This is a genomic window from Halobacteriovorax sp. RT-1-1 (assembly GCF_047085455.1).
Classification (GTDB): Bacteria; Bdellovibrionota; Bacteriovoracia; order Bacteriovoracales; family Bacteriovoracaceae; genus Halobacteriovorax_A.
Map to the genome: position 1 here is coordinate 436,349 of NZ_JBKIXZ010000001.1, position 26,183 is coordinate 462,531.

Here is a 26,183-nt window from a genome sequence, read left to right on the forward strand (position 1 = left end):
ATTACTAAGGTTCTTCTTCCCAGTCATTGTAAGGGAACGGTATTAGCTGACGTCCAGTAATTGCCGTTCCTGCACCAAAAGATGCATGTAGCGGACGTGTAAGCTGAACTGCATTTGAGTAAACTCTTTTAACTATATAAGTTTGTCCACCAATAATAACGTTCATACCTGAGTAGAAATCACTTGATGATACTGTGTAAAAGTATAGTGACCCAACTGTCCCACTCCCTGTTGTAATAGCAGTATATGAGTTTCCTAAAGTCGGTGCTGTCGCATCTGTACAGGCAGAATAATTTGTTGAGTTTGTGTAATCATCCCAATCACTAAATTCGTTAAGAGGTTCATCAAAAACATCTAGGTTTGTCCCTTCATCCATGCTCGCAATAGTAACCTTATCAAGATTGTTCATCTCATAGTTATTATCCCAATCTCTAATGTGTAAGTTTATTCTCGCTTGAGTAACTGAGAATTCATCAAGACAAGAGAATGTATAGTAAGGCTGTGCCCCCATAAATGGATCAACTATCTGGTTTGGATCATCTGAAAGGCTTACACTTTCCGCGTGAAGCTTTATACCCTCTGAGTAATATTCAGTATTATTAATTGAATTATAACAAGAGTTTTCATGTGCAAATGAAGCAATTGAACGGTTTGATCTCGCACCTCTTTTTTGTGGAGTTTTTAAGATACTCTCATAATTTGCACCACTAAATGCCTCTATAACAAGCGACTGAAAACCATCCTCAAGCTCATCTGTTGTGAAGACGTCTTCAATTGCACCCTTTCTACATAAGTATGCATTTCCCTCACATTGATGTTCTAAAACCTCGACAGTATTTCTATAGTAAGCTGGATCTCCAGTGTCTGCGTTTGCTTCTGTATATGTATAAACAAGCTCGGCATATTCAAAAGAACCATTGTCACAATTTAGATCATGGTATTTACCTGAACATAGATCATCAAGTTGACCACCGAATAGAACACCGTTGACATAAATTCCATCTGCATAATAACTATTTGCTGGAGTTGCACCTCCTAACCCATCTGTCGCAGTATTATCGGCTGGAGCTACTCCCACAGCATCTGTTGAAGTACCAGTTACAACTTGTACGATATAGCGAGCAGCTGCACTGTATGCAATGTCTGAATTTGAACTACGTGTCATCATTGGTCTTTTCTTGTAAAAGAAAAATGGCTTATAGCGAATACTATGACAAATACCTGGGCCAACATTTGCTTGTAGCTTAAGCTCTCTAAAGTAAAGGTTATTTTCACCAATATCAACATAACAATCAATATCGATTACATCCTCAATATCAGATGCTAAGGCCCTTGGGTTGCTGATGATATCTCTTTTCTTTACTCGACACTTATTAAAGAAGTTATCTTCACCATCTTTGTGAGTGAAGAACTTCGGAGTATTTTCTACTTCAACATTTACTTCAAAGTAATCTTCGATCAATAGATCAAATGATGCTGAGAAGCTTCCAAGAATATTTTGAGCAGTTACAGTATACGTCTTAGATGAGGCTGCAATTTCAGGAATACCGATAATATCACCTGTCTCTTCATCTAATGTTAAACCTGGAGGAAGTTCTGGGCTTACGCTATATGCAATGTCTTCTCCTTTTGGAAGAGTTGACTTGATTACTGAATCAACGCCACGATGTAATTCAAATGTCGTTAGAGTTTGAAAATCACTGATTGTCGCTCCGTTTGCACTATACGGTCTAACTGATGAGAATGATTCTCCTGGAAGTGTCATCGTAATTGGCACTCCATTTGTACTTTGTAATAAAGCAGTATTGTCACTACTATTAATTTGTGAAGCAACAAGGTTCGCTCGTCCTGTATTTGTCAGTATATCCATTCCACTAACAAGAGAAGATACATCAGTAAATGTAGCTCTCATTACAGGGGTCCAAATTTCATTTAGGATGTATGCCGTAGCATTACCACAATCTTCAAGTGCATTATTAGATGCAATAAAATCTTCACTAGAATTAGTGTCGTTAACATTCTTCGTTTGGTTAACAAAGATGATATTTGCTAGTCCAGCATCTGTTGGATTTCCTGTTACAACTGCGCGTGCAAACCTGTCTGTCGGTGCAGATGGAAATCTCATACATAGAGCTGGTCTTGTTTCTAAGTAAGTTGGTGTAAATGCAGCAGTTGAGTTAAGACTCATAATATGTGTAAGAGACACTGGAGTTGTTTGAATTACTGCTTCTTCATCTAGGAAGTTTTTATAATTATCAACTGAGATATCCTTTACAAATTCACCACTGATAACTTGAACAATTAGGTATTTTTCGTTCCCATCAATATCAAGAATTCTTTTAATGATACCTTTTGCACCATTGCTTAGTGGTGGAAGTGTTGCTGCAGAAATTTCTTGTCCTTCAGTAAAATTTGAAGTCGTCTGAACAAGATTTTTTACTTTGAACGCAACAAGTTGTGAGTACGATAAATCCTCTGGAGGATTAATAATACCAAGATCAAGCTTGAACGTTCTTGTTGAAATGTCATTTTTAACGGTAATTGTATATTCAATAGGAGATTGATAGTTATGATCTCCTACACCAGATGTATCAATAATGTATCCAAATAGTGGACTGTCTACATTTTTTACGAGCCTTAATGTAGAAGGTAAGTCTGGTGTAATTGAAATATCAGTACTGTTGTTATAACTGATATGTTCTGCGACAGCTTCTGATGTATCATTAATCAACTTTAAGTTGATATTTGAATTTGGTTGGAAAAAGTATTTAACTTTTTGAATTGTTCCTTCTCTATTTGAAAATGGAAAAGCATTATCAATTAAGTCGCCAGTATATAGAGTACCTGAAGTAAGTGTACCGTAAATATTGTTACTACTATCCTTGTAAGTGATTGTTCCTGTTGCACCATTTTCAGTTGTAAATGTCTCACTTGTTAAACCATTTGTAAGGAATCCGCTATTATCATCTAGCTGAAATCCCACAAAAACAGGTCCTACAAAAGGAAATGCAACAGTGTTTGTATTTGTTCCATCATAATTATAGTAGCATGTTCCTGCGCTTAGATACACGTCACCAATTGTTGGGGTTGCTGGAGGAGTTGTTCCGATTCCCGCACCTGTACAATTGAAAGACTGCTGTGTTTCAAAAGTAAGCCTATCAGGAATTGGTGCTTGAATTGAAACTCTCGGTTGAGATGTTGTTGTTAATGTTTGAGCCGATTCTGTAGAAGGGCTATAAAAATTAAAATTAATTGGTGCTAGTGTAAAACTTCTAACAGGAGAAACTGAACTATTTGTTAGCTTGATCAGACCACTTTGATTACTTGTCGTAAAGTGCGCTGCATATGTAGTAGTGATATCTGAACCAAAATTAAAACCAGGGTTTGTGATTGGATCTAGGAAGTTATTCTTAGATGCATTTGATAAAGTAAAAAAACCATCATTGTCGATAATATTGTAATCTCCAAATTCACCATCTGGAATTATAAATGTAACAATATTCTTACCGGCCGTTGAATTAGCTAAGCTAGAGTCACCAGTGATAAAAATGTAGTTGCTTGCATTGTTGTAGAAAACGGAAGTCGGGTCAGTAATCTTACTTCCATCAATCTCATTACCGCCCTCGTCGATAAAGTCACTTGGAGGATCAACAACCTCTCCAACTGCACTTGATGCATCATCACTGCTTGCGCCATCTTCCTTGAACTTCGTTAAGCTATCAGGCACACATGAAGTTGCGATGAGCAGAAGGATTAATATTAAATGTAGAGACGGTTTACCTTTTAACGTTTTCATAACTTCATTATCGAATGATTCTTAAACAATCTTTACCAAAATTCATTTAGTCAGTGTTTATCGGAAGTTAGAGGTATTAATTGCCTAGAACCTAGACACAAAATTGACAAATTTTGTTGGCTAAAATTTGCTAACTTCCTAAAAATTCGAAGCGCCATTATAATGGTGTTTATATTGATAAATACTCGAATTTTCAGGGGAGACTTGTGAAGAGATTCATTCTAATTTGTTTAATTTCAACTTCTGCTTTTGCACAGATAACATTCTTGCAAGATTTAAGGCCATTTGTAGAAAAGAATATATCGACATCGTTGGCCGATAAAATTTGGGGGGAAAGAGATGAAGTCGAACTTCCTGAGATTCCTATTGTTAAAAAGGATGCTAAAGATCTAAGTGTTTACTCTAAAAAAGAATACAAATCACCTTTCACTAAAGAGCAGATGTCTCAATATAACTTATCATTTATTAATGAGTTAATTAAGGCCACGCGCGAACTTGATGCAAATAGAGATGAGTTATCAAAATGGTATGCAACTCTAGAGCAGGGGGGAACTCGAGAAGGAGTTTATCGCTCACTTGTGCTATCGCAATACTACCAACGCTTAGAAAATTATAACCAACAAACTTCAAGAGTTGCTAAGGAAATTACAGTTACAATATTTAAAAAATATTTGAATAAGGATTTAGATATTAAAAAACTTGATCCTTTAAATATTTACTCAGTGAAAAGAATCTTGGTTGAAAATGCAATTGAGGTACAAGATGCATTATTGTCCCGTTCGCAAGATGAGTTTGCACGCTGGTATGCTGTTTATTCTGCTGAGTTAGCAAATGAATTTCCAATGTGGAATAGTAAGTTACGCTCGGCAAAGGAAAGTGGTGTTCACTACCGTTGGGCCATGAAGATGACTCCTGATATTGTAAAATCAGAATTTATCTTAAAGACTCACTTATTATTTAATCGACTTCAAAAGAAACAATAGTTAATCAAAGAATGCGTCTTCTTCCATTCCTGTTAAGGACATTAGAAGGCGCTCTACTCCTAGTGCTATGCCAGCACTTCTTGGTAAACCGTTTTCTAATTGCTTTAAAAATCTCTTAGGCCAAGGAAGATTGTATTTATAAAGATCCTGTTTTAATGCTGCATCTTTCTCAAAACGTAAAGTTTGCTCATTTAAGTCAGTAAGCTCATTGAAGCAATTGCAAATCTCTATTCCACGACAGTAAACTTCAAATCTTTCACATACTCTTGAGTCATCCTCTTTAATGGTAGAGAGTGCTCTAAGTGGAGCAGGAAATTCATAGAGCATAAGAAATTCATACTTTTCCATTTCAGGCTCAATATAATTATACATAAGGAGAAAAAAGAGGTCGTCCCATGCGTAATCATCTTTATTTCCTGATAAGCTAATTTTTGAAAATTTCTTATCAATTAAATGATAAAGTTCATCGCGATCCATAAGTTCTAAAATATCAATGTTAAGAACTTCTAAAAATATTTCTTGAACAGTTGCTTTCTTTATCTTGTCATTTAACTCGATAACTCTAACACCTTTAGACTTTAGGTAGTCGTGGCAAAATCGATATAGGTCTATTGTATCTTCCATGATTTTTTTATAATTCTCATTGGCACGATACCATTCGAGCATAATGAATTGTTTTCTGTGAGTTGAGCTATTTGGCTCATCACGAAAGCAGTAGCTCATTGTAAAAACTTTTTCTAGGCCCTCTTGAAGTAGCTCCTTCATATGAAATTCTGGAGAAGTATGTAGAAAGAGGTCATGAGTTTTATTTTGATGCACAGAGTGAATTGCAAAGGGATGAATATGAACTTCCATTCCTGGATTTTCAACAATTGGCGGCGTTAGCACATCCATAAAACCATCTTTATTGAAAAAGTTTCGAATTGCTTGTTGTAGATGAAATAGTTTGATCTTATTTGTCATTTTCATGCCAATTTACGCCTTAAATATTGATTTTTATGCTTACATATCATATCTCTTAAACACACAAAATGGAGAATATATTATGTTGCAACTCGTTGCTCTTTTACAGTCTTGGGCAGATCAGGCCCAGCTAAATATGACGATAACTATTGAAATGGCGTATGCATTTATCGCGCTATGTTCAGCACTAGGTATCAGTGGATTTACTGGTATTTTCTATCTTCTTAAGCCAAAGGCACAATCAAAGCTTCCAGATCGAGAGGTCAAAGAAGAGATTACTTCTGAAACTAAAGAAGTTGAAGAGGTCGAAGAAGTTGCTGTTGCTGAAGAGGTAGCGAAGGCGCAACCAGCACCAACTCCTGTTCCTGAGAAGTCTTGGAAAGAAAGACTAACAAAGGGTTTAAGTAGTTCACGTAATGGTGTTTGGGGAAAAATTGGAAGTCTATTTGGTGCTGGTGGTCTCGATGAAGACGCGCTTGAGGAGGTTGAAGAACTTCTTTATGGTGCAGATCTTGGGCCAAAGGCAACAAGTGAGCTGATCGAATCTCTTGAAGAGAAAGCAAAGAGCGCTGACTTCGATGAAGCTCAATTTAAAATATATATTAAAGAATTCTTAAAGAATAAAATGGCCGACGTTCAATCAAGAAACGAAGGTGATCTTTTTGAATTTAAAGGAAATGCAACGGGAATGCCTAAGGTTATTATGATCGTAGGTGTAAACGGTGCAGGTAAAACTACAACAATTGGAAAATTAGCAACAAAACTTACTCAGCAGGGTGCAAAAGTTGTTGTTGGTGCATGCGATACATTCAGAGCAGCAGCTGTTGATCAGCTTCAAGTTTGGTGTGAGAGAGCAGGTGCGACAATGATTCGTGCAAAAGAAGGGGCCAACCCAAGCGGTGTTGGATACGATGCACTGCAAACAGCGATTAATGAAAAAGCTGATTACTGTATTCTTGATACTGCGGGACGTCTTCATACTGCAGGTAACCTGATGGAAGAGTTAACAAAGAGTAAGAATGTTCTAAAGAAGCTAATGGCAGATGCGCCACACCATACTCTCTTAGTAATTGATGCGATCACTGGTCAAAACGCAATTCGCCAAGCAGAGGAATTTCATAAGGCACTTGATTTAACTGGTCTGGTATTTACGAAATGTGATGGTTCATCAAAAGCCGGAAGTGCAATTTCCATTGTTGATAGTCTACAAATTCCAATTACCTATATTGGTGTTGGAGAAAATGTCGAAGACCTGAGTGTGTTTAATTTAGATGAGTATCTTGACGCACTAGTAGGTAATTGATTGATTGACTGAAATCCTTTGTAGGACTACAATTAAATAACTATGGATATAAGTACGGAAGTAAAAGAATATCAAATTTTAGGTCATAACTTTAGACTCAAAGAGTCTAATGAAGATGAGGTTGTTTCAGCAACTGAAATTGTTGAGTATGTTGAATCAATCGCAAGCAATATTCGCCAAAAGGCGCCTTCAATTTCTAACTCACAACTAGCAGCTCTAGTTGCACTTGAGTTGGCAAAAGAAAAGCTATCCTTAGAAAGGGAATACAGAAGTGAGATTAACGAAGTTAAGTCTCTTTCTGATAATGCACTAAAGTTGATTGAAGAAGCACTTCCAAAAACTCATTAAGATGAGTCTTGAAAAGAAACAGCTTCGAAAAAAGGTATTAGAAATATTAGCTAATTTAAGCTTAGATGATCAAAGACAGCTGTCTGAGAAAATCTGTTCCAATATCGATTCTCTTTTAAAATCCGAAAACTTAAATCCTAAGCACCTAGGGGTTTTCTTTCCAATTCCTGGTGAAGTTAATTGTTTAAATTTGAAGGCGAAAGCAATACTTAGTTTCCCTTCGTTTGGTGAAGAATCAACACAGATGTGTTTTCGAAATACACCAATAAATGAACTTGAAAAAGTTCAAGCTTTTGGAAAAGAATTTAGAGTTCCTAGAGATAGTGATTCAATAATTTTTCCTGAAGTTATTTTAGTTCCAGGGGTTGCCTTTGATAATGAAGGCCATCGTTTGGGAAGAGGTAAAGGTTATTACGACATTTACCTTAATAGATTGATTAATATTGATAAGAAGAAAGTTATAAAAATAGGAGTTTGCTTTAATCAACAGTTAAGTGATGAAGTTGTCTTTGAGGAACATGATCAAGCAATGGATTTTATCGTAACTGATCGGGAAGTGATTAAAGTTAATAAATAGGAGAGAGAAATGAGTATGGATTTAATCTTAGCTTCACTTCTTTTCCTTGTCGTTGGACTAGCAGTTGGTTTTGTTATCCGTAATCTTCAAGCTAAAAAAGAAGTGCTTGAAAGAGAAGCGAAGGGTGACGAAATAATTGAAAAGGCCAAGGCACAGGCAAAAGACATTAGCTATAAAGCAAGAAAAGAGGCAAAAGAGGCAGCTCAAGAAGAAAAGAAGGAAGCTGACAAGTATGCCGAGCGTGTGAAGCGCGAACTTAACGATCAGGAAAAAGATCTAAATAAGAGACAAGCAAAGCTTGAATCGAAAATGGATGAACTTGATGAGAAGACTAAGAAAGTCGAGAAGCGTGAAGAAGACGTAAAAGAAAAAGAGCTTGATGCTCTTAAAGAAAAAGAAAAATTTGTTGTTCGCCAAGAAGAGTATGCAACTAAATTATCTGAAGTTGCTGCTATGACAAAAGAGCAAGCAAAAGATGAACTACTTGATACGATGAAAGAAGAAGCTCAAGTAGATTTTTCTAAAATGATCACTCGTATGGAAGAAGAAGCTAAAGAAGAAGCTGAAACTCGTGCGAAGAGAATTGTTGGAATTGCAATTCAAAGATACGCAGGTGAGCACGTTGGTGAAAAGACGATCTCAACTGTAGACCTACCATCTGATGATGTTAAAGGTCGACTAATTGGTCGTGAAGGTCGTAACATCCGTGCATTTGAGCAAATCTGTGGTGTTGACTTAATTATCGATGATACTCCTGAAATTGTTGTTATCTCTTCATTCAACGTTGTTAGACGTGAGATTGCTAAAGATACAATTGAGAAGCTAATTGCTGACGGTCGTATTCACCCTGCAAAGATTGAAGAATTCCACGATAAATCAAAAGCTGAATTTGAGAAGAAGCTTCTTTCTCTAGGTGAAAAAGCACAAATGGAGATTGGTGTTCATGGTATCCACCCTGAAATCCTTAAGCTTGTTGGTGCTCTAAACTTTAGAACTTCATATACTCAAAACCAATACCAGCATGCAATTGAAGCAGCGTTTATCTGTGGTTCAATGGCAGCTGAGATGGGGCTGAATATTAAACAAGCTCGCCGTGCAGGTCTACTACACGATATCGGTAAAGTACTTGATGCATCTGCTGAAGGTTCACATGCTGTTATCGGTGCTGACTTCGCTAGAAAGTATGGAGAGTCTGCGGACGTTGTTCACGCAATCCGTGCTCACCACGATGACGAAAAACCAGAATCAATTCTTGCTCACATTGTAGCAGCAGCAGATGCGATTTCTGGAGCAAGACCAGGTGCTCGTAAAGCACTTACTGAGTCTTATGTATCTCGTCTTACTGATATTGAAGAAATTGTTAATTCTTTTGAAGGTGTTAGCAAGTCTTACGCAATCTCAGGTGGACGTGAAGTTCGTGTCTTTGTTGAAAATGACAAGGTTACGGATGAGGAAACTGTTATGCTATCTCGTAATATTGCTAAGCAAATCGAGGAGCAAATGTCTTACCCTGGAACAATTAAAATTACAGTTGTTCGTGAGACAAAAGCAGTTGGAGTTGCTAAGTAAAATAACTTCCATTTATAATATAAGTAAGGCACCGATATGGTGCCTTTCTTTTTTGGAACTTCTGGAGATGAGATGAAAATTGGGATTCGTTATTATTTATATTTTCTTCCGGCATTGATAATTTTCTTTATTGCATCCGCTATTTTTAGTTTTTCAACTGAAGAATATATATGTTTCTTTACGGCCATTTCATTTGCAGGTCTTTACTGCCATCCAAACCGTGACGAATACTTTGAAGGACGTACAAGTCGCTTCAACTTTGCCAATGCGGTTATGAACTTTTATACGATCTTAGAAGACCGTATTCCTGATAACACTTGGGGGAATGTCGTCCTTAGACATCTACCAGGTTTCTTATTTTTCTTGCTAGTTGGTCTTGTTGGGATTTCAACTCAAGCGCGAATTGTTTACGTCGTTGGTGTGCTTCTTTTTGAAATCACATTTTATTTCTTTATTAAGAATAACTCGCCACAAATTGATCTAGATGAGCACGAAACTCATGAATGTTCTGAGCACGAAGAAAACGGCCACGAATAGTTTCAAAATTTTCATAGTCATCAAATAGATAGCGGCAAAATGCCTTAAATCTTTTAAGAATAGTTGAATCGACAAAACCATACTTTCGATATTCTTTTTCTAACTCATAAAAGTAGAGGTCTAGATTTTGAGCGCGTACCTTTAATAGAAATTCGTCACTGATGAAATCTAAATTGCCTTGATACTCTTTATAGATTGAAGCAAGCCATGGTGTCTTAAGTGCGCTTCGACCACACATGACAGCATATGGATTACATTGATCGAAGATTCGATTGATATCTTCAATAGTCCAAATATCTCCATTGGCAATGATGGGAAGATTGGAAACTTTGACGGCCTTTTCGATATAGCTCCAGTCTGCTACGCCTTTATAAAGCTGGTCTCTTGTACGAGCATGAATTGTGATTCCATCAACGCCACAATCTTCAAAAAGTTTTAAGAGATCAAGATAGAGACTATCATCGCGATATCCAATTCTAATTTTAACTGTAAAAGTATTTTTAAAACCTTCTCTAATTTGCTTAATAATTTTTTCAAGGGCCTTGAGGTCAGACAAAAGATAGGCACCACCTTTATTTGAATTCACCTTTTTTGAAGGACAGCCAAGATTCAAATCGATATGGTGATAGTTCATTTCGCTGATAAGTGAGATGGCCTGCTCAGTTTGTGCAATTTCAGAAGTGAGAAATTGGTAAGCCGTTTGATTAGTATGGGCCTTTTTTTGTAGATAAGGCTCACCAAAGTGTTTGATTAATGTTTTTGCGTGAACATTACCAACAGATGGTATTCGATAAAAATCAGTATAGTAATAATCCCAGTCGCCAAATATTCTTTGAATGACCTCACGATATGGGCCATCCGTCACACCTTCCATCGGAGCGAATATGATTGAATTTTGTTTAAAGGGTAATGTACTCACCCTTGGTTTATAAACAATAAAGGCGCAAAAAGCTACGTTGCTTTTTTAACATTTCAAAATTTTTAGGGTAAAAGTTTATTTATGGAAATCGCAATTGTAATCCCATATTCACTTGAAAGTGATGGGCTTGTTCTTTGGGGACAAGTTAGAAAAGAAGATGGCCCACTCGATGGCATGATTGAATTCCCAGGGGGAAAGGTCGAGTCTAGCGAGAGTGTTAAAGAAGCCGCTCGTCGTGAGTTTATGGAAGAAGTTGGTTTTGGATTAAATAAAATTAATCTCTTCACTCAGCTCAAACATGAATATTCAGACCGAAGTGTTTTCTTATATGTCTATGTTACTGAATATACAAAAGAAATGAGTCTGATCAGTCAAAAGATACCTTTTGAAAACGCTCAAAATGTTGTAGAAAACCTTAATATTCCAGCAGCAAATAAAATCATTATCATGCGCTTAGTTGAGCATTTTATACGAGAGAGTAATTTGAATGAGTAATACATTTGAAATGGCAAAGTACTTCTTCTTGGCCCTGGGCTTTGGAGTTTTTACTTTCGCACCAGTAGCAAATTCTAAAATGACAGGTGGAGGCTTTCAAAAGCTTTTATCAACGACTTGTCTTGTGAGTTTATTCTTTGCGGCCATTGCTCATATTGTAACTGGAAATAGTGCTACAGACTTAGAAGCAATCCTTCTTTATATCAGTACAATATGCATCCTTTTTCATCATCAGTTGCATAATCACTATGATGAGAAGAATACTGCTCTTTGGATTTTATATGCGATCCCAACTTTAATTGGCTTTTACGCTCTCTATCTTTTTCAAGATAAGAACTTAGTGAATTACCTATATATTGGCTCTTCTGTTTACTATCTTGGTGCTATTACTTATGCCATGATCTTAGGTCACTGGTATCTTGTTACACCAAAGCTTTCGGAAGTTCCTCTTAAAAAGGCTACCCTCGCTATGTGGCTACTACTTGCTGTTAAGCTTGTTTGGTCTGGATTTGAGCATACTAAACTTGGGCCTTACTTAGTTACTGGAACTGAACTTGGTGGCGGTTATGCTTTCAATTGGCTAATGGTTATCATGCGTGATGTTTGGGGATACTTGGTTATTTTTGGAATGAGCGTCTTTGGGTGGAAGCTTGTTAGTATGCGAAGTATTCAAAGTGCGACAGGGATTTTCTATGCCATGACAATCTTTGTCTTTATTGGTGAAATGATTGCGATTTATTTATTTTATACATATGGGTTACTACTATGATGGAAATTACTTTAACTTGTGAAGAATGTGGTTCAGCTGTTTCTTTTCACCCTAATAAAGAGGTGACAGAAGTTGAGTGTCAAATTTGTCATACCAAAGCTCCTGTGAAGATGAATGAAGAGCACGAACAGGGTATTCTTAAGGATTGCCCATGTTGCGAAAGAAAGGATTTTTACAAACAAAAAGACTTTAATCGAAAAATTGGGGTAATGCTCTTTGTAATTGCTGCCTTAGCGACTTTATATGTGGCAACAACTCAATATGCCCCATATTCTGTGGCACCTTTTATTATTTTATATGTATTTGATTTTGCACTATTTAAGAGACTTCCTCCTGTTGTTATTTGTTATAAGTGTCATACAATCTTCAGGAAGGTCAGTAATATCAATGAGATATATGATTTTAACCATGAAATGAATGATCGTATTGTTTACTCGGATCATGACTTCAAGGGCGAACAACTCGATCATCACTAGGGTTTGTAGCTCAAATCCTTGAAATTTGTTGGTTTATGATGTATTGAATCATATCAGAATTACTGATAAAATATTTATATCTAAACGAAGGGGTAGCTCAATATAGATTCCTACCCGTAACAAGGAAACTCCTTATAGAACCTCCGCTTTATTGTTGTTACTTCTTAAAAAAAATCTCAACGAAATTTACTAAACAAGGACAAGGCAATGACTGATGTAAGCAGCCTTGAGATTGTCCTATTAATAATCTGCTTTATTGGCTCAGGTTTCTTTTCTGGTTCAGAAGCGGTCCTACTTTCGATTCCTCACGATCGTGCTAGCCAGCTTATTCAAGAAGGTGGTGCAAAGGGAAGAGCAATTGCATTTATGATTGATCGCCCAAGTGAGATTCTAACGACAATTCTCGTTGGAAATAACGTCGTCAATATTTTTGCCTCATCATTAACGACAGTTCTTGCCACCCGTTTATTTGCGGATGATGCCATTGGTATTGCAGTCGGGGCGACAACTTTTGTCATTCTAATTTTTGGTGAAATTATTCCAAAGACATTTGCACGAACGCACGCTGAAAGCTTATCTCTTTTTGTTATCCGTGTTCTACAAATTTTCTATTATCTACTTTATCCTGTTATTAAAATTATGGTTTGGCTTATCCACACTGTTCTTGGTGAGAATGCTCAGCTAACAGGAAGAATTGTAACGAAGGATGACCTTGAGTTTATGATTCAAAAAGCAGAGAAAGAAAATACGATTGATCATAAGCAAATTGATCTTTTTAACTCAATTCTTGAATTTCCAAAGATTAAAGTAAAAGACATTATGATTCCTCGTAAGGAAATCAAGAGTATTCAAGTTAATAGCTCATATAAAGATGTAATTAGTGAAATTGAAGAATCAATTCACTCACGTTATCCAGTTGTTGATGGTGAGATTGATAATATAGAAGGTTTCCTTCACGTCAAAGAGCTTGCTTTTTTAAAGAGGTCTGAACGTGACAACTTTACTCTAGTTAACCACTTAAGAGACCCATTCTTTGTTTATGAGCACATGAAAATTCAAGCGGTTTTCGACCATATGAACCGTAAGAAAGTTCACATGGCCCTGGTAAAAGATGAGAACGGTTTAATTGTTGGTATCATTACACTAGAGGATATTATCGAGGAGATTCTTGGCGAGATTCAAGATGAACACGATGATGATATTGATGAAATTACAAAGGACTATCAAGAGAGTGATCTTATTGAAGGTGTTGATATCGATGGTGCAACTAATCTAAGAGATCTTGATCACGATTACGATATTAAGATACCACTTAATGATAATTATTCGACTCTTGCTGGCTTTTTACTTGATATGCTTGGGAATAACTTTCCTGAAGCAGGTCAGATTATTATCTGGGAAGGCTATAGCTTTGAATTAACTGAAGTCTTTGACTATGAAATCAAGCAAGTTAAGATTAAAGATGTTGATGGGGAGAAGCACTTCTTCTCTAAGAAAGAGGCCAAAGAGGCCACTGAGAATACTGACGATCTCTTAGAAATTCCTGTTAAATAATCCAAATTAAAATAAATTTAGCTAAAGCTTACATAGAGGGAATCTATTAGATTCCCTCTTTCTGATAGACTATACTAAATATGAACTAGTCATGGAGTAGTTATGTCTAATAAATATCAAATTGCAGTAATCGGTGGTGGCGCGGCCGGAATGATGGCCACACTACGCGGTGTTTTAAATAATGATTCAGTTGTTCTTTTTCCTGGAACACCTAAGGATAAGAAACGTTCTCGTGAGAAATGGGTATATAAAGTTGAAAATATGCCTGGTACTCATAAATATAAAAAAGGTATTGAAGAGCCTAACAAAGAAACTCTTGAGTGGATTGAACAATCTGAATTTAAAGATAATCTGACTTTCGTTAAGGGAAAGGGTGTTACTGAAGTAACAAAGTTAAGTGACGGAAGTTTTGAGTTAATCGATAGTGCAGGTGAAAAGTATCAAGCAGAGTATGTTGTGCTTTGTACTGGAATTATGGATGTTCAGCCTCATTTTAATGATAGCATCAAACCAATTCTACCTTTTGCAAACGCTCAAACTGTTGACTATTGCCTGCGTTGTGATGGCCACCATGTTTATGACAAGCATACTTCAATTATTGGTCACACTTCTGGAGCAGCCTGGGTTGCAGTGATGCTTAAAGAACGCTACAACACGCCTTCAATGTCGATCTTAACAAATGGTGAGACTCCACAATTTGATGAAGAGACTCAAAAATTAATCAAAGCCTATAAGATTGAAGTGTTCACTGAAGCCATTGTTGATATTCTTGGTGATCGCAAGAGCGGAATAATCGAGGGTTATAAGTTTGCTAGCGGAAGAACGCTAGAGTCTGCCTTTTCTTTTGTTTCGCTTGGAACTATCGTTTATAATGAACTTGCCAAAGCTATTGGTGCTGAAATTGACGGTAGAGGCTATGTTCTAGCTAATGATAAAGGTGAAACAAATATTGAAAACTTTTATGTTGCAGGTGATTTAAGGGCCAACCGTAAGAAGCAAATCTACACAGCTTGGGATATGGCCGTTGACTCACTTGATGATATCAACGCCAAAATCAGAAGAAAGAAAAGGGCAGCGTTATTAACTTCACAAGGTTTAGCTTAATTATATTAATTGTCCTGACTACAGTAGTAGTCAGGGCACAAAATAAGACAACTCAATACCGAAGTCTTTATCAATCAAAACAAGGCTTAACAGAAGCCGAACTAAAGAATCTTTCAAATCTAACTGTTGTTTTCCTTCCTGGAATTCTCTCGCAATCAGCAATAGAGGGTTCAGGTCAGATCGTGAATCTTTCGTATTTTACAGGTGATTACTTTCGCGACTATATGGATCTATTAAAAGAACATAAAGTAAAATTCAAAAGAATAGTCGTTGAGTCAGAAGATCCAGTTAGTAAGAATTCAAAATTTATAAAAAATGAGATTGATAAGATAAATGGCCCAATACTCGTCGTCAGTCATTCTAAAGGTGGACTCGAGTTCTTGGATGTACTTATTAATAATCCGCAGGTTTCTAAAAGAGTTATTGGTTGGGTTTCAATGCAATCGCCTTATCATGGTTCGGTCTTAGCGGATTATTTTATTCAGAGCTCGTTTAAGAAAACTGTTATGGGGTGGCTATTTGCGCTGCTTGGTGGTGATGTTAGCGGAATGGAATCAGTTGGAACAAAAATTCGTTCTGATTATATGCAGGCCAATGCTGCTAAAATTGAAGCGGCACTTGAAAATATTAACCTTCTTCAATTTATTACATTCATCAACGAGCAAGAAGGAAGAGAGACATCACTAGAGATTAGTCGTAACTTTATTTTTGAAAGAGTTGGGCGCAACGATGGAATGGTTGATTTAAGATCTTCATTACTAAAACCTTATCGCCATGTAATCATTAACGACGTGGATCACTTAACAACAGTGCTAGATCAAAAAAATATGGACTTTCTAAAAGGTGAAAATGAATCTTGGAGATTTGATCGCAAGCAACACTTTCGTGCAATTCTTCAACTTATTTTAGAATCGAAATTTTAATATCACCTGTGACTTTTGCACGACAAGCTAGACGGATATTACCTTCTGCAACTTCAGTGTGCTCGGGAGCGATGGCCTCAATTGTATTTTCTTCGATAATTCCTGGCTTTTGTAGATTGCAACTACCTTCTATAATTTGAATACGACATGAGCCGCATGACCCACTTAGACATCCATGGGGTAGGGTGAGACCTTGATCCTGTATTGCGTCAAAAATTGTCTGACCTTCTTCGATTGTAAATTCAGTTACTTGCTCATCATTTCCAATTAGTGACACTCTGTGCATACAGTTTTCATCCTTGAAAGTTTATTGTTCTTTTCAGCTCTAATAGCACTATTTTAGCATCATTAATTCCTGCGTAAATTCAGGTAATTATTGCAAACTTTCTAAGGAGAAAAAACAATGCCTAGTTTTGAGAGATTATACAAAGACGGACACGAAGAAGTTATCTTTTTTAGTGATCCAAGTTGTAACCTTAAGGCAATCGTAGCGATTCACAACACTGTACTTGGACCAGCTTTAGGTGGAACAAGAATGTGGCCATATGAATCAGAAGAAGAAGCACTTAACGATGTTCTAAGACTTTCGAGAGGTATGACATATAAGAATGCTGTTGCTGGATTAAACCTTGGTGGTGGTAAAGCTGTTATCATCGGTGATCCAGAAAAAGATAAGTCAGAAGCTCTATTCCGTTCTTACGGACGTTTTATGGAGTCATTAAACGGTCGTTATATTACTGCAGAAGACGTAAATATTAGTGTTGATGATATTGAGCACGTATTTACTGAAACTAATAACGTAGCTGGTGTTGCTGAAATCCACGGTGGTTCAGGTAACCCATCTCCATGGACAGCACGTGGTGTTTTCAGAGGTATTGAAGCAGCATGTATGAAAGTTTATGGAAACCGTTCACCAAAAGGTAAAGTAGTAGCACTTCAAGGTGCAGGTTCTGTTGGACGCTACCTTGGTGAGTACCTATACAATGAAGGTGCAGAAGTTTACGTATGTGATATCAATGAAAAGAACCTTGAGCTTTTCAAGGAAAAAGTTCCAAATGCAAAAGTTGTTGGGATCGATGAAATCTATGACGTTAAAATGGATATCTATGCTCCATGTGCACTTGGTGCAACAATCAACGATGACACAATCGATCGTCTACAGTGTAAAATCGTAGCTGGTGCTGCAAATAACCAACTTGCAGAAAACCGTCACGGTAAAATTCTTAAGGAAAGAGGTGTTCTATACGCTCCAGATTATCTAATCAATGCTGGTGGTGTTATGAACGTTTCAATCGAATTTGAAGGTTGGTCAGAAGATAAAGCAATCAGAATGGTTGATTCAATCTATGATACAACTCTAGAAGTTTTCAATATTTCTGAAGAACAAGATATTCCAGTTTACCAAGCGACAGATATCCTTGCTGAGTCTAGAATTGAATCAATCAAGAATATCCAAGGGAAATTCCTAGGTCACGTTGGACATAGATTCCCAGGTAGAAAAAAGCGTTAATCTCAATCAAGATTTTACGATATAAGGGCCCGTTTTTACGGGCCTTTTTTATGTCTAGAGGCACTTTGTGCCACGAGTTAAAATCAGTCGCTTCTTAAGGTAAAATTAGCCTGTGAAGAAGTTGATTTTATTTTGCCTATTAATTCACTCAAGTATTTTTGCAATACAGTTTGAGGATGCAGTTTTTCCAGAACTCATTACGTCTTCCCGTGCACTTGCCATGGGAAATGCCTTTATTGGTAAAGTCGATGATGCTTCAGCGGCATTCTATAACCCTGCCGGACTAGGTACTTATCGAGGCCGTCATTTCCATCTTTCTAACTTCCAATTTGAGACGAATAAAGGTTGGATGGAAACGCTTTTTGGTGGAGATGTAACTGGTAATGCTGGTGATTTATTTGAGGCCCTATCACTTGAAGGTGCTAGAAAATTACTTAATCAAAACAAGGGAACAGTTGCTCACAGCCGTTTTCAAATGATGCCAAATTTTGCGACTAGATATTTCACGATTGGTTATATGTATTCAGTTCAGCAAAGAACATTTATCGGTGATCAGGTTGGTGACCAATTTGAATACGCCCAAAGAACAGATACTGGTCCATATGCAGCCTTTAACTTTTCTCTCTTTGGAGGAATTTTTAAATTTGGTGCTTCTGCTACTTATTTATTTCGTAAAGAAGCTGTTGGACAATCGGACCCAAATACTCCACTAGCATTGGCGGATGATGATTATAATCGCGGAAGAATGCTATATCTAACAACTGGAATGAGAATAACTCTTCCAACGGCCTTTATCCCTACGCTTGCTGTTGTTAGCCACAATACAACAGGTGATAGTTTTAAAAAAATGAATGGTGCTGGAGCCCCTGATAAAGTTAAACAAAGTTATGACCTTGGACTTTCTATTACGCCACAACTTGGTAGAACTGTACGCGTTCACTTAGAAGTAGATTATAAAGATTTTTTAAATGCTCATGATACAGTGGACTTCAAAAGAAAGCTTGGGCTTGGTCTTGAGTTTGATCTACGTCGTATCTTCTTCTTGAGAATGGGCTACGGCGATGGCTTCGGTTCTGGTGGAATTGGTATTCGCACTAAGAAAATGGAGTTCGATCTCTCAACTTATGCTGTTGATACAACAGATTCTGACTTCAGAGGTAAGGTCGATCGTCGATATGTTCTAGGAATTTCTAGTGGCTTCTAGCCAAATACCTCTAAATAGCTGAAATCCGTCAAATATTATTTTAAAATTTAATGCACAGCATGTGCACCTTTTGCACTAAAATTGGTAATCTAGCTCCACTTAAAAAGGGGCGTTAAATGCTTGATAAAACTGCAAAAGGATCAAATGTGGGTTCTACCAACTTAGATAAGAAAAAAGAGATTATTAAAAAATACAATCTTTCGAAAGAAGATCTTATTTGGATGCTTCGTAACGTTTTCGTTTCAAGAAAACTAGACGATGCAGAGATCACAATGAAGAAGCAGTCGACTGCGTTCTTTCAAATTTCTGGTGCAGGACACGAAGGTGTTTTATCTGCTCTTGCAAAAGTTCTAAAGCCTGCGCATGACTGGTTTATCCCATACTACCGTGATAGAGCACTTTGTACTGGTCTTGGTGTAACTCCATATGAAATGCTTTGCCAAGCTAACGGAAATATCGGAGACACGGCAACTCACGGGCGTCAGATGCCTGCTCACTGGGGTAACGTAAAACTAAATATCGTTCAAAAGTCTTCATGTACTGGAACTCAGTTCCTTCAAGCATGTGGTGTTGCTGAAGCAGGACTTGCACTTAAGGACCTAAAAGAAAAACACAAATTTGATACTTCAAAATTCTTAGTTGAAGATGCTGAAGTTGTTTATACTTCATGTGGTGATGGAACAATTGCTCAAGGTGAGTTCTGGGAAGGACTTACAACTGCTTGTGCTAATAAGCTTCCAGTTCTTTTCCACGTTGAAGATAATGGTTATGCCATTTCAACAATTACTTCAATGCAAACACCAGGTGGATCAATTTCAAAAGCACTTGATGAATTCCCAGGTTTAAAAATCATTGAATGTGATGGTAATTGTCCAATTGAATCATACAAAGCAGCTGAAAAAGCAGCTAAACATATTAGAGAAGGGAAGGGGCCAGTTCTTCTTCATTCTCATGTAACTCGTCCATACTCTCACTCTCTTTCTGATGATCAATCAATGTATCGTACGAAAGACGAGTTAGCGCAGGAAAAACAAGTTGATGTATTTAACTCATATCCAAAAACTCTTATCGCACTTGGTGTGATGACTGAGAAAGAAGTTAATGATCTTCTTGAAGAAGTTTCTCTAGAAGTTAGACGTGCAATGAAAGAAGCAGTTGATACTGAATGGCCAGCGCCAGAAACTTCACTTGATCACTTATACTCACACGATATTGATCCAACTTCTTCAGACTTTGAAACTCAAGGTACTTTTGAAGGAAAAGATGATGTTCCAATGGCGTCAGCTATCAATGCTGTTCTACGTTCTGAGTTCTCTAAGAACCCATTACTAAGAATGTTTGGTGAAGACGTTGCAGACTTCTCTGATCTTGAAAGACTTAATAACCCAGACCTTAAAGGTAAGGGTGGTGTTTTTAAAGTTTCTTCAGGTGTTCAAAGAGCATCTTTAGAAGGACAAGTGTTTAACTCACCACTAGCTGAGGCAAATATCATCGGTCGTGCAATCGGTATGGCGATGAGAGGACTTAAGCCAGTTGTTGAGATTCAATTCTTTGACTATATCTGGACTGCATATATGCAACTTAAGAATGAGATGGCGACGACTCGCTACCGTTCAGGTGGAGACTTCAAGTGTCCAATGGTTGTACGTGTTCCAATCGGTGGATACCTAAGAGGTGGATCGATTTATCACTCACAATGTGGAGAGTCACTATTTACTCACGTTCCAGGTATTAGAGTTGTCTTCCCTTCAAATGCGGCGGACGCAGCTGGGCTTTTAAGAACTGCAATTAGATCAGATGATCCTGTTATGTTCCTAGAGCACAAGCACCTTTACTACCAAGGTTATAACCGTACTGCAGATCCAGGTGAAGAGTATATGATTCCATTTGGAAAAGCTCGTATCGCAAAACAAGGTGCTGATGCAACTGTAGTTGCTTGGGGAGCTCTAGTTCAAAAATCAATTGATGCTGCTAAGAAAATCGAAGCGGAAACAGGTAAGACTGTTGAAGTTATCGACCTTAGAACTCTTGCTCCATTTGATATGGATGCAATTAAGAAGTCACTTGAGAAAACAAATCGTCTTCTTATTTGTCACGAAGAAACTAAGACTTCTGGTTTTGCTGGTGAGATCGCTGCATGTGTTAACGAAGAATGTTTTGAGGCCCTTGATGCTCCAATCCTTCGTGTTGCTGCAAAAGACTCTCACGTTGCATACTGCCCAACTTCAGAGGATTTCATTCTTCCACAAGTTGCAGACGTATACGAACAACTTAACAAACTTTTAAATTACTAATACCGAGGCCAGCTCTTATGATTAATTATTTAAATGATAAGAGCTGGCTTTCTCACTTAGAAAACGAATTCCAAAAAGATTATATGGTAGAGCTCGCTGAATTCTTAGATTCAGAAGAGGGTGACGTTTATCCTTCCCAGGATGAATTCTTTGCAGCTCTCAATCTTACTCCACTCGATAAGGTAAAAGTTGTGATTCTTGGGCAAGACCCATATCACGGTGAAGGACAGGCCCACGGGCTAAGTTTTTCTGTAAAGAAGGGAGTTAAAATTCCACCTTCTCTTAGAAATATCTATAAAGAATTAAATGAAGATCTAGGAATTGAAATTCCCCAGCATGGCTTTCTAGAAGACTGGGCAAAAGAAGGAGTTCTACTTCTTAACAATTGTCTTAGTGTCCGTAAGGCACAAGCAGGCTCTCACCAAAAGAAAGGTTGGGAGAAGTTTACAGCAAAGATTATCGAAGTCGTAAATGATCACTGTGAAAATGTTGTCTTTATTCTGTGGGGCTCTCCTGCTCAAAAGAAGGGAAAGAATATTGATGAATCAAAACACTTAGTAATTAAGACAGTTCATCCATCACCATTATCTTCATATCGTGGTTTCTTTGGCTCTAAGCCTTTTTCACAGGCCAATGCCTATCTCGCTCAAAAGAATCGCGAGACTATCTCTTGGGAAGTTCGCAATTAGGCCAATTGTTACTAGTGCTAAGGCATGCTTCTTTGTTCTTTGAGAGTAAATAATTACTCCAATTAAAATGAGAAAATTTACATGAATAAAGCCTAGTGCTTGCGCTAAATCGTAACTTATCTCTATTAATCCCGTATATGCTGAAATGAACCATTGTGCGTAATTAAAATAATCAATAAAGAATAAATTAAGAAAGAGAATAGGATAAATGAGTGTGAAAATACTTGTTAGTAACGGTGAGAGAACGATTGTTGCTGGATAGATTATACCCGTAAATTTATGAGCTATAAAAAGTTGGGCCACAAAGAAGAGTAGATACATTTTATAAAGACGAAACTCTTTAATTGAAAAGATGAGAGCAAGAAATAGTGTACTTAAGTAAAATGATAGTGGAGAGAATCGATAAGTTCCAAAAAAGAAATCCGTTACAAGAAAGAAGATAAAAATTTGTAACTTAGAATAGTTTGTTTCTCTCATCTTATTTAAAATAAAGAAGCTTCGAATTAGTGCCACTCGTCTGAATGAATAATAACCTGGAAGAAAGAAGTAGAATCCTAAGCATAGGACAAGTTCAATAAAATTGGATACCTTTGGATACTTTCTTCTTAGTAGATAGAAAATGAGAAAGAGGGAGCTTAAGTGGAGTCCTGAGGGAGTCATGAGATGAAGCAAATTTAGGTGAGATAGCTTTCTTCTGAATTCTTTATCTAGTCCCCATTTTTGTCCTGTTAAAACTGAACGGTAGAAGTAAAACTCAGACTTTTTGTGAAAAGCTGCCTTCGTTTTAATTGGAAGCTTTATTTTTGGGGGACGATTATATTGCTTGTTGTCATCTTTTGAGAAAAGTGGATTAATGAGTAGAAATGCAAAGAGAAAGATAATATTGAAACGCATTGCAGCTATATAAGTCAAAATTGAGCAATTATCAGGATTTTTGGGGGTTTCGGGAGTTTTTTTTCTCATTTGAAAATGGTAGAAAAAACATCTAAACGGAGTAAGAAAGAAATGAATTTATTAGTAAATAAAGCACTACAAGATTCGATAGAGATCTATTTCAAAGAGGATGATCTAAGTCGTAACCTGAACTATATTCAATCACTTCCAAATGATGAAGTTCAATGTAAGTTAAAGATTAAGGATGATATGGTTCTTTGTGGCCTGCCTTATTTTATTGAAGCCTTTAACTACCTAGGTGCTAATTTAAATTATGAAAACTTTAAAAAGTTTGAAGGTCAAAAATTCACAAAGGATGAAATGGCCGAAATTGAATTTAAACTTCCTTTCTCAATTGCTCTAACAGGAGAGCGAATTGCTCTTAACTTAATTCAAAGAGCATCTTCAATTGCAACATACACAAATAAATTTACAACTCTTGCACATGATAGTGGCGTAAGAATTCTCGATACAAGAAAGACTCTTCCTGGATACCGTGCACTTGAGAAGTACGCAGTAGTAACTGGTGGAGGATATAACCACCGCTTCGGTCAAAGTGATATGTGGATGGTTAAAGATAATCACAAGTCATTCTTTGGTGGTGTAAAAGAGGCGATTGATTTTTTCAAATCTAAGAACTCATTTTATACGCCAATCGAAGTTGAGATTCATGATCTTAATGAACTACAGATTGCACTAGGTGAAGGTGTAAGACATATCATGCTTGATAACTTCTCTCCTGAAGAGATTAAAGAAGCTGTAAAAGAGAAGCCAGAAGGTGTTACTTTTGAAGTTTCTGGTGGTGTTCGTTTAAATACATTAGAAAGCTATCTGATAAAAGGTGTCGACGCTATCAGTATAGGCGCTCTTACTTACGATGCTCCTGCTGTGGATTTATCGCTAAAGTACGCGAGAGGTTAGAGAAGTGAATAGTTACGACTTCGATGTTCTTATTTTAGGTTGTGGAATTGCAGGTCTTGCTACTGCTGCAAAGCTTGCAGAGAGTAATTTAAAAGTAGGAATTGTGACTCGTGCAAAGGATCCTCAGGTATCGAATACATACTGGGCACAAGGCGGAATCATTTATCCAAATGCAAGTGATGATGCTCTAGGAAAAGATATTCAAGTAGCATCTTCTAATACTTCTAATCCGCAAGCGATTGAAACATTAAGAAATTTTGGAAAGTTAGCGATTGATGAACTCTTATTAGAGAAAGCAAATGCTAATTTTGAAAGAGATGAGAATAACTCATTAAAATATACAAAAGAAGCCGCCCACTCAATTGAGAGAATTCTTTATCGTGGTGATTACACTGGTAAGGAAATTCAAATTAGTCTTTTAAATTTACTAAAAGATCAAAAACGCTATCCAACAGTACACTTCTTAGAAGCACATACTGCAATTGATTTAATTACAGCTTCCCATCATGGTATTTCAATTTCTCAGCGTTATGAGGAAAGAAAAATTCTTGGTGCTTATCTATTAAATCAAGAAAAGGGTAATGTTGTTAAGGCCATGGCAAAGAAGACAGTTCTGGCCACAGGTGGAGTCGGTGCACTTTATCTTCATCATTCAAACTCTGGAGCAAGTCGTGGTGATGGGATTGCAATGGCAAAGAGAGCTGGTGCAGATATTATTGATATGGAATTTATTCAATTTCATCCAACAACATTCTATGATTCATCTTCACATGGACGCTTCTTAGTTTCAGAAGCTGTGCGCGGAGAAGGTGGAGTTCTTGTTAACTGTAATGGTGAAAGATTTATGGGCAAATACCATCCAGAGATGGAACTTGCTCCACGTGATGTTGTTGCTCGTTCAATAATGGAAGAAACTATTGAGACGAGACACGAGTGTGTTTATCTCGATATTTCACATAAAGATGGAGAGTGGATTAAAGAGCGCTTTCCAACGATCTACAAGCACTGTCTAGAACACGGTGTGGACATGACAAAGGAGCCTATTCCTGTTGTTCCTGCTGCTCACTATACTTGTGGTGGTGTTAAGATTGATATGAAGGGACAAACCTCAATTAAGAATCTCTACGCTGTAGGTGAAGTGTCTTGTTCAGGACTTCATGGCGCAAACCGACTTGCTTCAACTTCACTTCTTGAAGGTTTAACTTGGGGTTATCTTGCGGCTATTGATATTTCAGAAAATATTGGAGAGGAAACTCTTTATTCGCATCTGCAAATTAAGAATTGGCAAGAAGAGTACGCTTCAATTGATAAGGCCCTTGTTCAGCAAGACTGGATGACTCTAAAGCTTACAATGTGGAACTATGTTGGTCTTTCAAGAACAACAAATCGTCTTAAACGAGCACTAGCAATGTTTAATGAAATCAATGATGAAGTTTCTCGCTTCTATCGAAGCTGTAAACTTGATGACAGCTTAATTGGTTTAAGAAATGCTATTGAAGTTTCAACGATGATAGTTAAGTCGTCCATGAGAAATAAAGAATCGATTGGTTGTTTCTATCGTAAAATGTAAAAAAGAAGGCCAACACCCTTGAGAGAGCTGGCCCGAGAGCAAGTATCAGTTGCGAGATTTCCTGCTTATCTACATCCAGTAGAAGAAGACTAGGTATGATATATCGTCTCTAATAAAGATTTGTATCTGGCCGTATTATCCTTGAGACTGGTGACGTAAACACGATTGCCAGGTGTTTCAAATTTAAGCTGCAGATTTAATAAAGTTTAGTAAGCTAGTTCCCCATTGGTTAGGTGAAGCAATCAATGCTGCTTCAAAACTTAGAACTTCTTCAACTTCTTCCTTAATTTCTTCGATATCTTGAGTTTCCTCGTAAATATCAATTTTATTCTGGTCACCATCTTTGATAACCTTATATACTTCAAGATCCAGTTCACAATCTTCAATGATTGAATTCTTTAAAGTGGAATACTTCCATGTATTCCCAACGATCTTGCATCCATCAAAATTGCAAGCTTCAATATGTGAAAATTCGAAGCTGCAATTTTCAAACGAACAATTGATAAATTTACACTCTTTCATCTTCGAGCCAAAGAAAATGCAAGACTTGAAGTTTACAGCGATGAAAGTGGTTTGAGAGAAGAGAGAACCAGATATGGTTAAGTTACTTAAATCACTTGATCTTACTAGCTCTTTTTCAATTACTTCATACTGTCCATTTGTGAAGTCAGATAATGTCTCAGTCATAATGAAGTTTGTTAAAGTGGCCATGTGATCCCCCCAAGCCTTGCTTAATTTGTGGATTA

24 protein-coding genes are annotated in these 26,183 nt (G+C 37.1%); 18 read left to right on the plus strand and 6 right to left on the minus strand.

The features are described 5' to 3' along the window. Window positions 1-4: 4 nt before the first annotated feature. The gene (locus ACMAWV_RS02250) at window positions 5-3,796 is read right to left on the minus strand and encodes a hypothetical protein (protein WP_412470028.1); all 3,792 of its coding nucleotides are present in this window, start codon (window positions 3,794-3,796) and stop codon (window positions 5-7) included. A gap of 206 nt (window positions 3,797-4,002) precedes the next feature. Here ACMAWV_RS02250 and ACMAWV_RS02255 point away from each other — a divergent pair, with 206 nt between their 5' ends. Beyond that, window positions 4,003-4,779 carry a hypothetical protein gene (locus tag ACMAWV_RS02255; RefSeq protein WP_412470027.1) on the plus strand — a complete coding sequence of 259 codons (777 nt, stop codon included), beginning with the start codon at window positions 4,003-4,005 and terminating at the stop codon, window positions 4,777-4,779. On the opposite strand, the gene epmA is transcribed toward ACMAWV_RS02255, so the two are convergent. Continuing rightward, window positions 4,780-5,748 carry an EF-P lysine aminoacylase EpmA gene (gene epmA / locus ACMAWV_RS02260; protein WP_392990509.1) on the minus strand — a complete coding sequence of 323 codons (969 nt, stop codon included), beginning with the start codon at window positions 5,746-5,748 and terminating at the stop codon, window positions 4,780-4,782. Window positions 5,749-5,824: 76 nt separating this feature from the next. On the opposite strand from epmA, the gene ftsY reads away from it, so the two are divergent. The 5 genes from ftsY (at window position 5,825) to ACMAWV_RS02285 (ending at window position 10,076) form a co-directional block, all read left to right on the plus strand. After that, complete coding sequence (gene ftsY / locus ACMAWV_RS02265) at window positions 5,825-7,045, plus strand: signal recognition particle-docking protein FtsY (RefSeq protein WP_412470026.1); 1,221 nt, start codon at window positions 5,825-5,827, stop codon at window positions 7,043-7,045. Between the two features lie 42 nt (window positions 7,046-7,087). After that, a complete protein-coding gene (zapA, locus tag ACMAWV_RS02270; protein ID WP_103218729.1) occupies window positions 7,088-7,393 on the plus strand; it encodes a cell division protein ZapA in 306 nt (101 codons plus the stop codon). After that, window positions 7,365-7,970 carry a 5-formyltetrahydrofolate cyclo-ligase gene (locus ACMAWV_RS02275; RefSeq protein ID WP_412470025.1) on the plus strand — a complete coding sequence of 202 codons (606 nt, stop codon included), beginning with the start codon at window positions 7,365-7,367 and terminating at the stop codon, window positions 7,968-7,970. Before zapA ends, ACMAWV_RS02275 begins: the two co-directional genes overlap by 29 nt. Before the next feature lie 15 nt (window positions 7,971-7,985). After that, a complete protein-coding gene (gene rny / locus ACMAWV_RS02280; RefSeq protein ID WP_368667189.1) occupies window positions 7,986-9,539 on the plus strand; it encodes a ribonuclease Y in 1,554 nt (517 codons plus the stop codon). A gap of 72 nt (window positions 9,540-9,611) precedes the next feature. Continuing rightward, a complete protein-coding gene (locus ACMAWV_RS02285; protein ID WP_146037893.1) occupies window positions 9,612-10,076 on the plus strand; it encodes a hypothetical protein in 465 nt (154 codons plus the stop codon). Here the strand turns inward: ACMAWV_RS02285 and ACMAWV_RS02290 are convergent. Continuing rightward, window positions 9,994-10,995: a tRNA dihydrouridine synthase gene (locus ACMAWV_RS02290; RefSeq protein ID WP_412470024.1), complete on the minus strand. Its 1,002-nt coding sequence runs from the start codon at window positions 10,993-10,995 to the stop codon at window positions 9,994-9,996. The two genes, ACMAWV_RS02285 and ACMAWV_RS02290, sit on opposite strands and share 83 nt — an antisense overlap. 81 nt (window positions 10,996-11,076) lie before the next feature. Here ACMAWV_RS02290 and ACMAWV_RS02295 point away from each other — a divergent pair, with 81 nt between their 5' ends. From ACMAWV_RS02295 to ACMAWV_RS02320, 6 genes are all read left to right on the plus strand, one after another. After that, the gene (locus tag ACMAWV_RS02295) at window positions 11,077-11,490 is read left to right on the plus strand and encodes an NUDIX domain-containing protein (protein ID WP_412470023.1); all 414 of its coding nucleotides are present in this window, start codon (window positions 11,077-11,079) and stop codon (window positions 11,488-11,490) included. Beyond that, window positions 11,483-12,259 carry a hypothetical protein gene (locus ACMAWV_RS02300; RefSeq protein WP_412470022.1) on the plus strand — a complete coding sequence of 259 codons (777 nt, stop codon included), beginning with the start codon at window positions 11,483-11,485 and terminating at the stop codon, window positions 12,257-12,259. Before ACMAWV_RS02295 ends, ACMAWV_RS02300 begins: the two co-directional genes overlap by 8 nt. Next, window positions 12,256-12,735 carry a hypothetical protein gene (locus ACMAWV_RS02305; protein WP_103218736.1) on the plus strand — a complete coding sequence of 160 codons (480 nt, stop codon included), beginning with the start codon at window positions 12,256-12,258 and terminating at the stop codon, window positions 12,733-12,735. The genes ACMAWV_RS02300 and ACMAWV_RS02305 overlap by 4 nt, the downstream gene beginning before the upstream one ends. Window positions 12,736-12,942: 207 nt before the next feature. Continuing rightward, a complete protein-coding gene (locus tag ACMAWV_RS02310) occupies window positions 12,943-14,289 on the plus strand; it encodes a hemolysin family protein (RefSeq protein ID WP_103218737.1) in 1,347 nt (448 codons plus the stop codon). Window positions 14,290-14,391: 102 nt separating this feature from the next. Then, on the plus strand, window positions 14,392-15,393 hold the full coding sequence (locus tag ACMAWV_RS02315; RefSeq protein ID WP_412470021.1) for an NAD(P)/FAD-dependent oxidoreductase: 1,002 nt from the start codon (window positions 14,392-14,394) through the stop codon (window positions 15,391-15,393). 182 nt (window positions 15,394-15,575) lie between these two features. Then, a complete protein-coding gene (locus ACMAWV_RS02320; protein ID WP_103218739.1) occupies window positions 15,576-16,316 on the plus strand; it encodes a hypothetical protein in 741 nt (246 codons plus the stop codon). On the opposite strand, the gene ACMAWV_RS02325 is transcribed toward ACMAWV_RS02320, so the two are convergent. Then, a complete protein-coding gene (locus tag ACMAWV_RS02325) occupies window positions 16,294-16,602 on the minus strand; it encodes a 2Fe-2S iron-sulfur cluster-binding protein (RefSeq protein WP_103218740.1) in 309 nt (102 codons plus the stop codon). The genes ACMAWV_RS02320 and ACMAWV_RS02325 overlap by 23 nt on opposite strands. 117 nt (window positions 16,603-16,719) lie before the next feature. On the opposite strand from ACMAWV_RS02325, the gene ACMAWV_RS02330 reads away from it, so the two are divergent. From ACMAWV_RS02330 to ung, 4 genes are all read left to right on the plus strand, one after another. Continuing rightward, entirely contained in the window at window positions 16,720-17,826 is a 1,107-nt protein-coding gene (locus tag ACMAWV_RS02330; RefSeq protein WP_021265862.1) for a Glu/Leu/Phe/Val dehydrogenase dimerization domain-containing protein, read from the plus strand. 112 nt (window positions 17,827-17,938) lie between these two features. Next, window positions 17,939-19,030 carry a hypothetical protein gene (locus ACMAWV_RS02335; RefSeq protein ID WP_103218741.1) on the plus strand — a complete coding sequence of 364 codons (1,092 nt, stop codon included), beginning with the start codon at window positions 17,939-17,941 and terminating at the stop codon, window positions 19,028-19,030. A 116-nt stretch (window positions 19,031-19,146) separates the two neighbouring features. Next, the gene (locus ACMAWV_RS02340; RefSeq protein ID WP_103218742.1) at window positions 19,147-21,324 is read left to right on the plus strand and encodes an alpha-ketoacid dehydrogenase subunit alpha/beta; all 2,178 of its coding nucleotides are present in this window, start codon (window positions 19,147-19,149) and stop codon (window positions 21,322-21,324) included. A gap of 17 nt (window positions 21,325-21,341) precedes the next feature. Beyond that, window positions 21,342-22,013, plus strand: coding sequence for a uracil-DNA glycosylase (gene ung / locus ACMAWV_RS02345; protein WP_412463071.1), 672 nt, complete (start codon window positions 21,342-21,344; stop codon window positions 22,011-22,013). Here ung and ACMAWV_RS02350 read toward each other — a convergent pair. Continuing rightward, complete coding sequence (locus ACMAWV_RS02350) at window positions 21,948-22,907, minus strand: ComEC/Rec2 family competence protein (RefSeq protein ID WP_412470978.1); 960 nt, start codon at window positions 22,905-22,907, stop codon at window positions 21,948-21,950. The two genes, ung and ACMAWV_RS02350, sit on opposite strands and share 66 nt — an antisense overlap. A gap of 111 nt (window positions 22,908-23,018) precedes the next feature. On the opposite strand from ACMAWV_RS02350, the gene nadC reads away from it, so the two are divergent. Together nadC and nadB are read left to right on the plus strand one after the other, a co-directional pair. Continuing rightward, window positions 23,019-23,867: a carboxylating nicotinate-nucleotide diphosphorylase gene (gene nadC / locus ACMAWV_RS02355; protein WP_158246921.1), complete on the plus strand. Its 849-nt coding sequence runs from the start codon at window positions 23,019-23,021 to the stop codon at window positions 23,865-23,867. Window positions 23,868-23,871: 4 nt separating this feature from the next. Then, window positions 23,872-25,437 (plus strand): L-aspartate oxidase, encoded by a 1,566-nt coding sequence (nadB, locus tag ACMAWV_RS02360; protein ID WP_103218746.1) that lies wholly within the window; start codon window positions 23,872-23,874, stop codon window positions 25,435-25,437. 183 nt (window positions 25,438-25,620) lie between these two features. Here the strand turns inward: nadB and ACMAWV_RS02365 are convergent, their stop codons facing one another. Continuing rightward, window positions 25,621-26,148 (minus strand): pentapeptide repeat-containing protein, encoded by a 528-nt coding sequence (locus ACMAWV_RS02365; protein WP_158246922.1) that lies wholly within the window; start codon window positions 26,146-26,148, stop codon window positions 25,621-25,623. Window positions 26,149-26,183 lie beyond the last annotated feature (35 nt).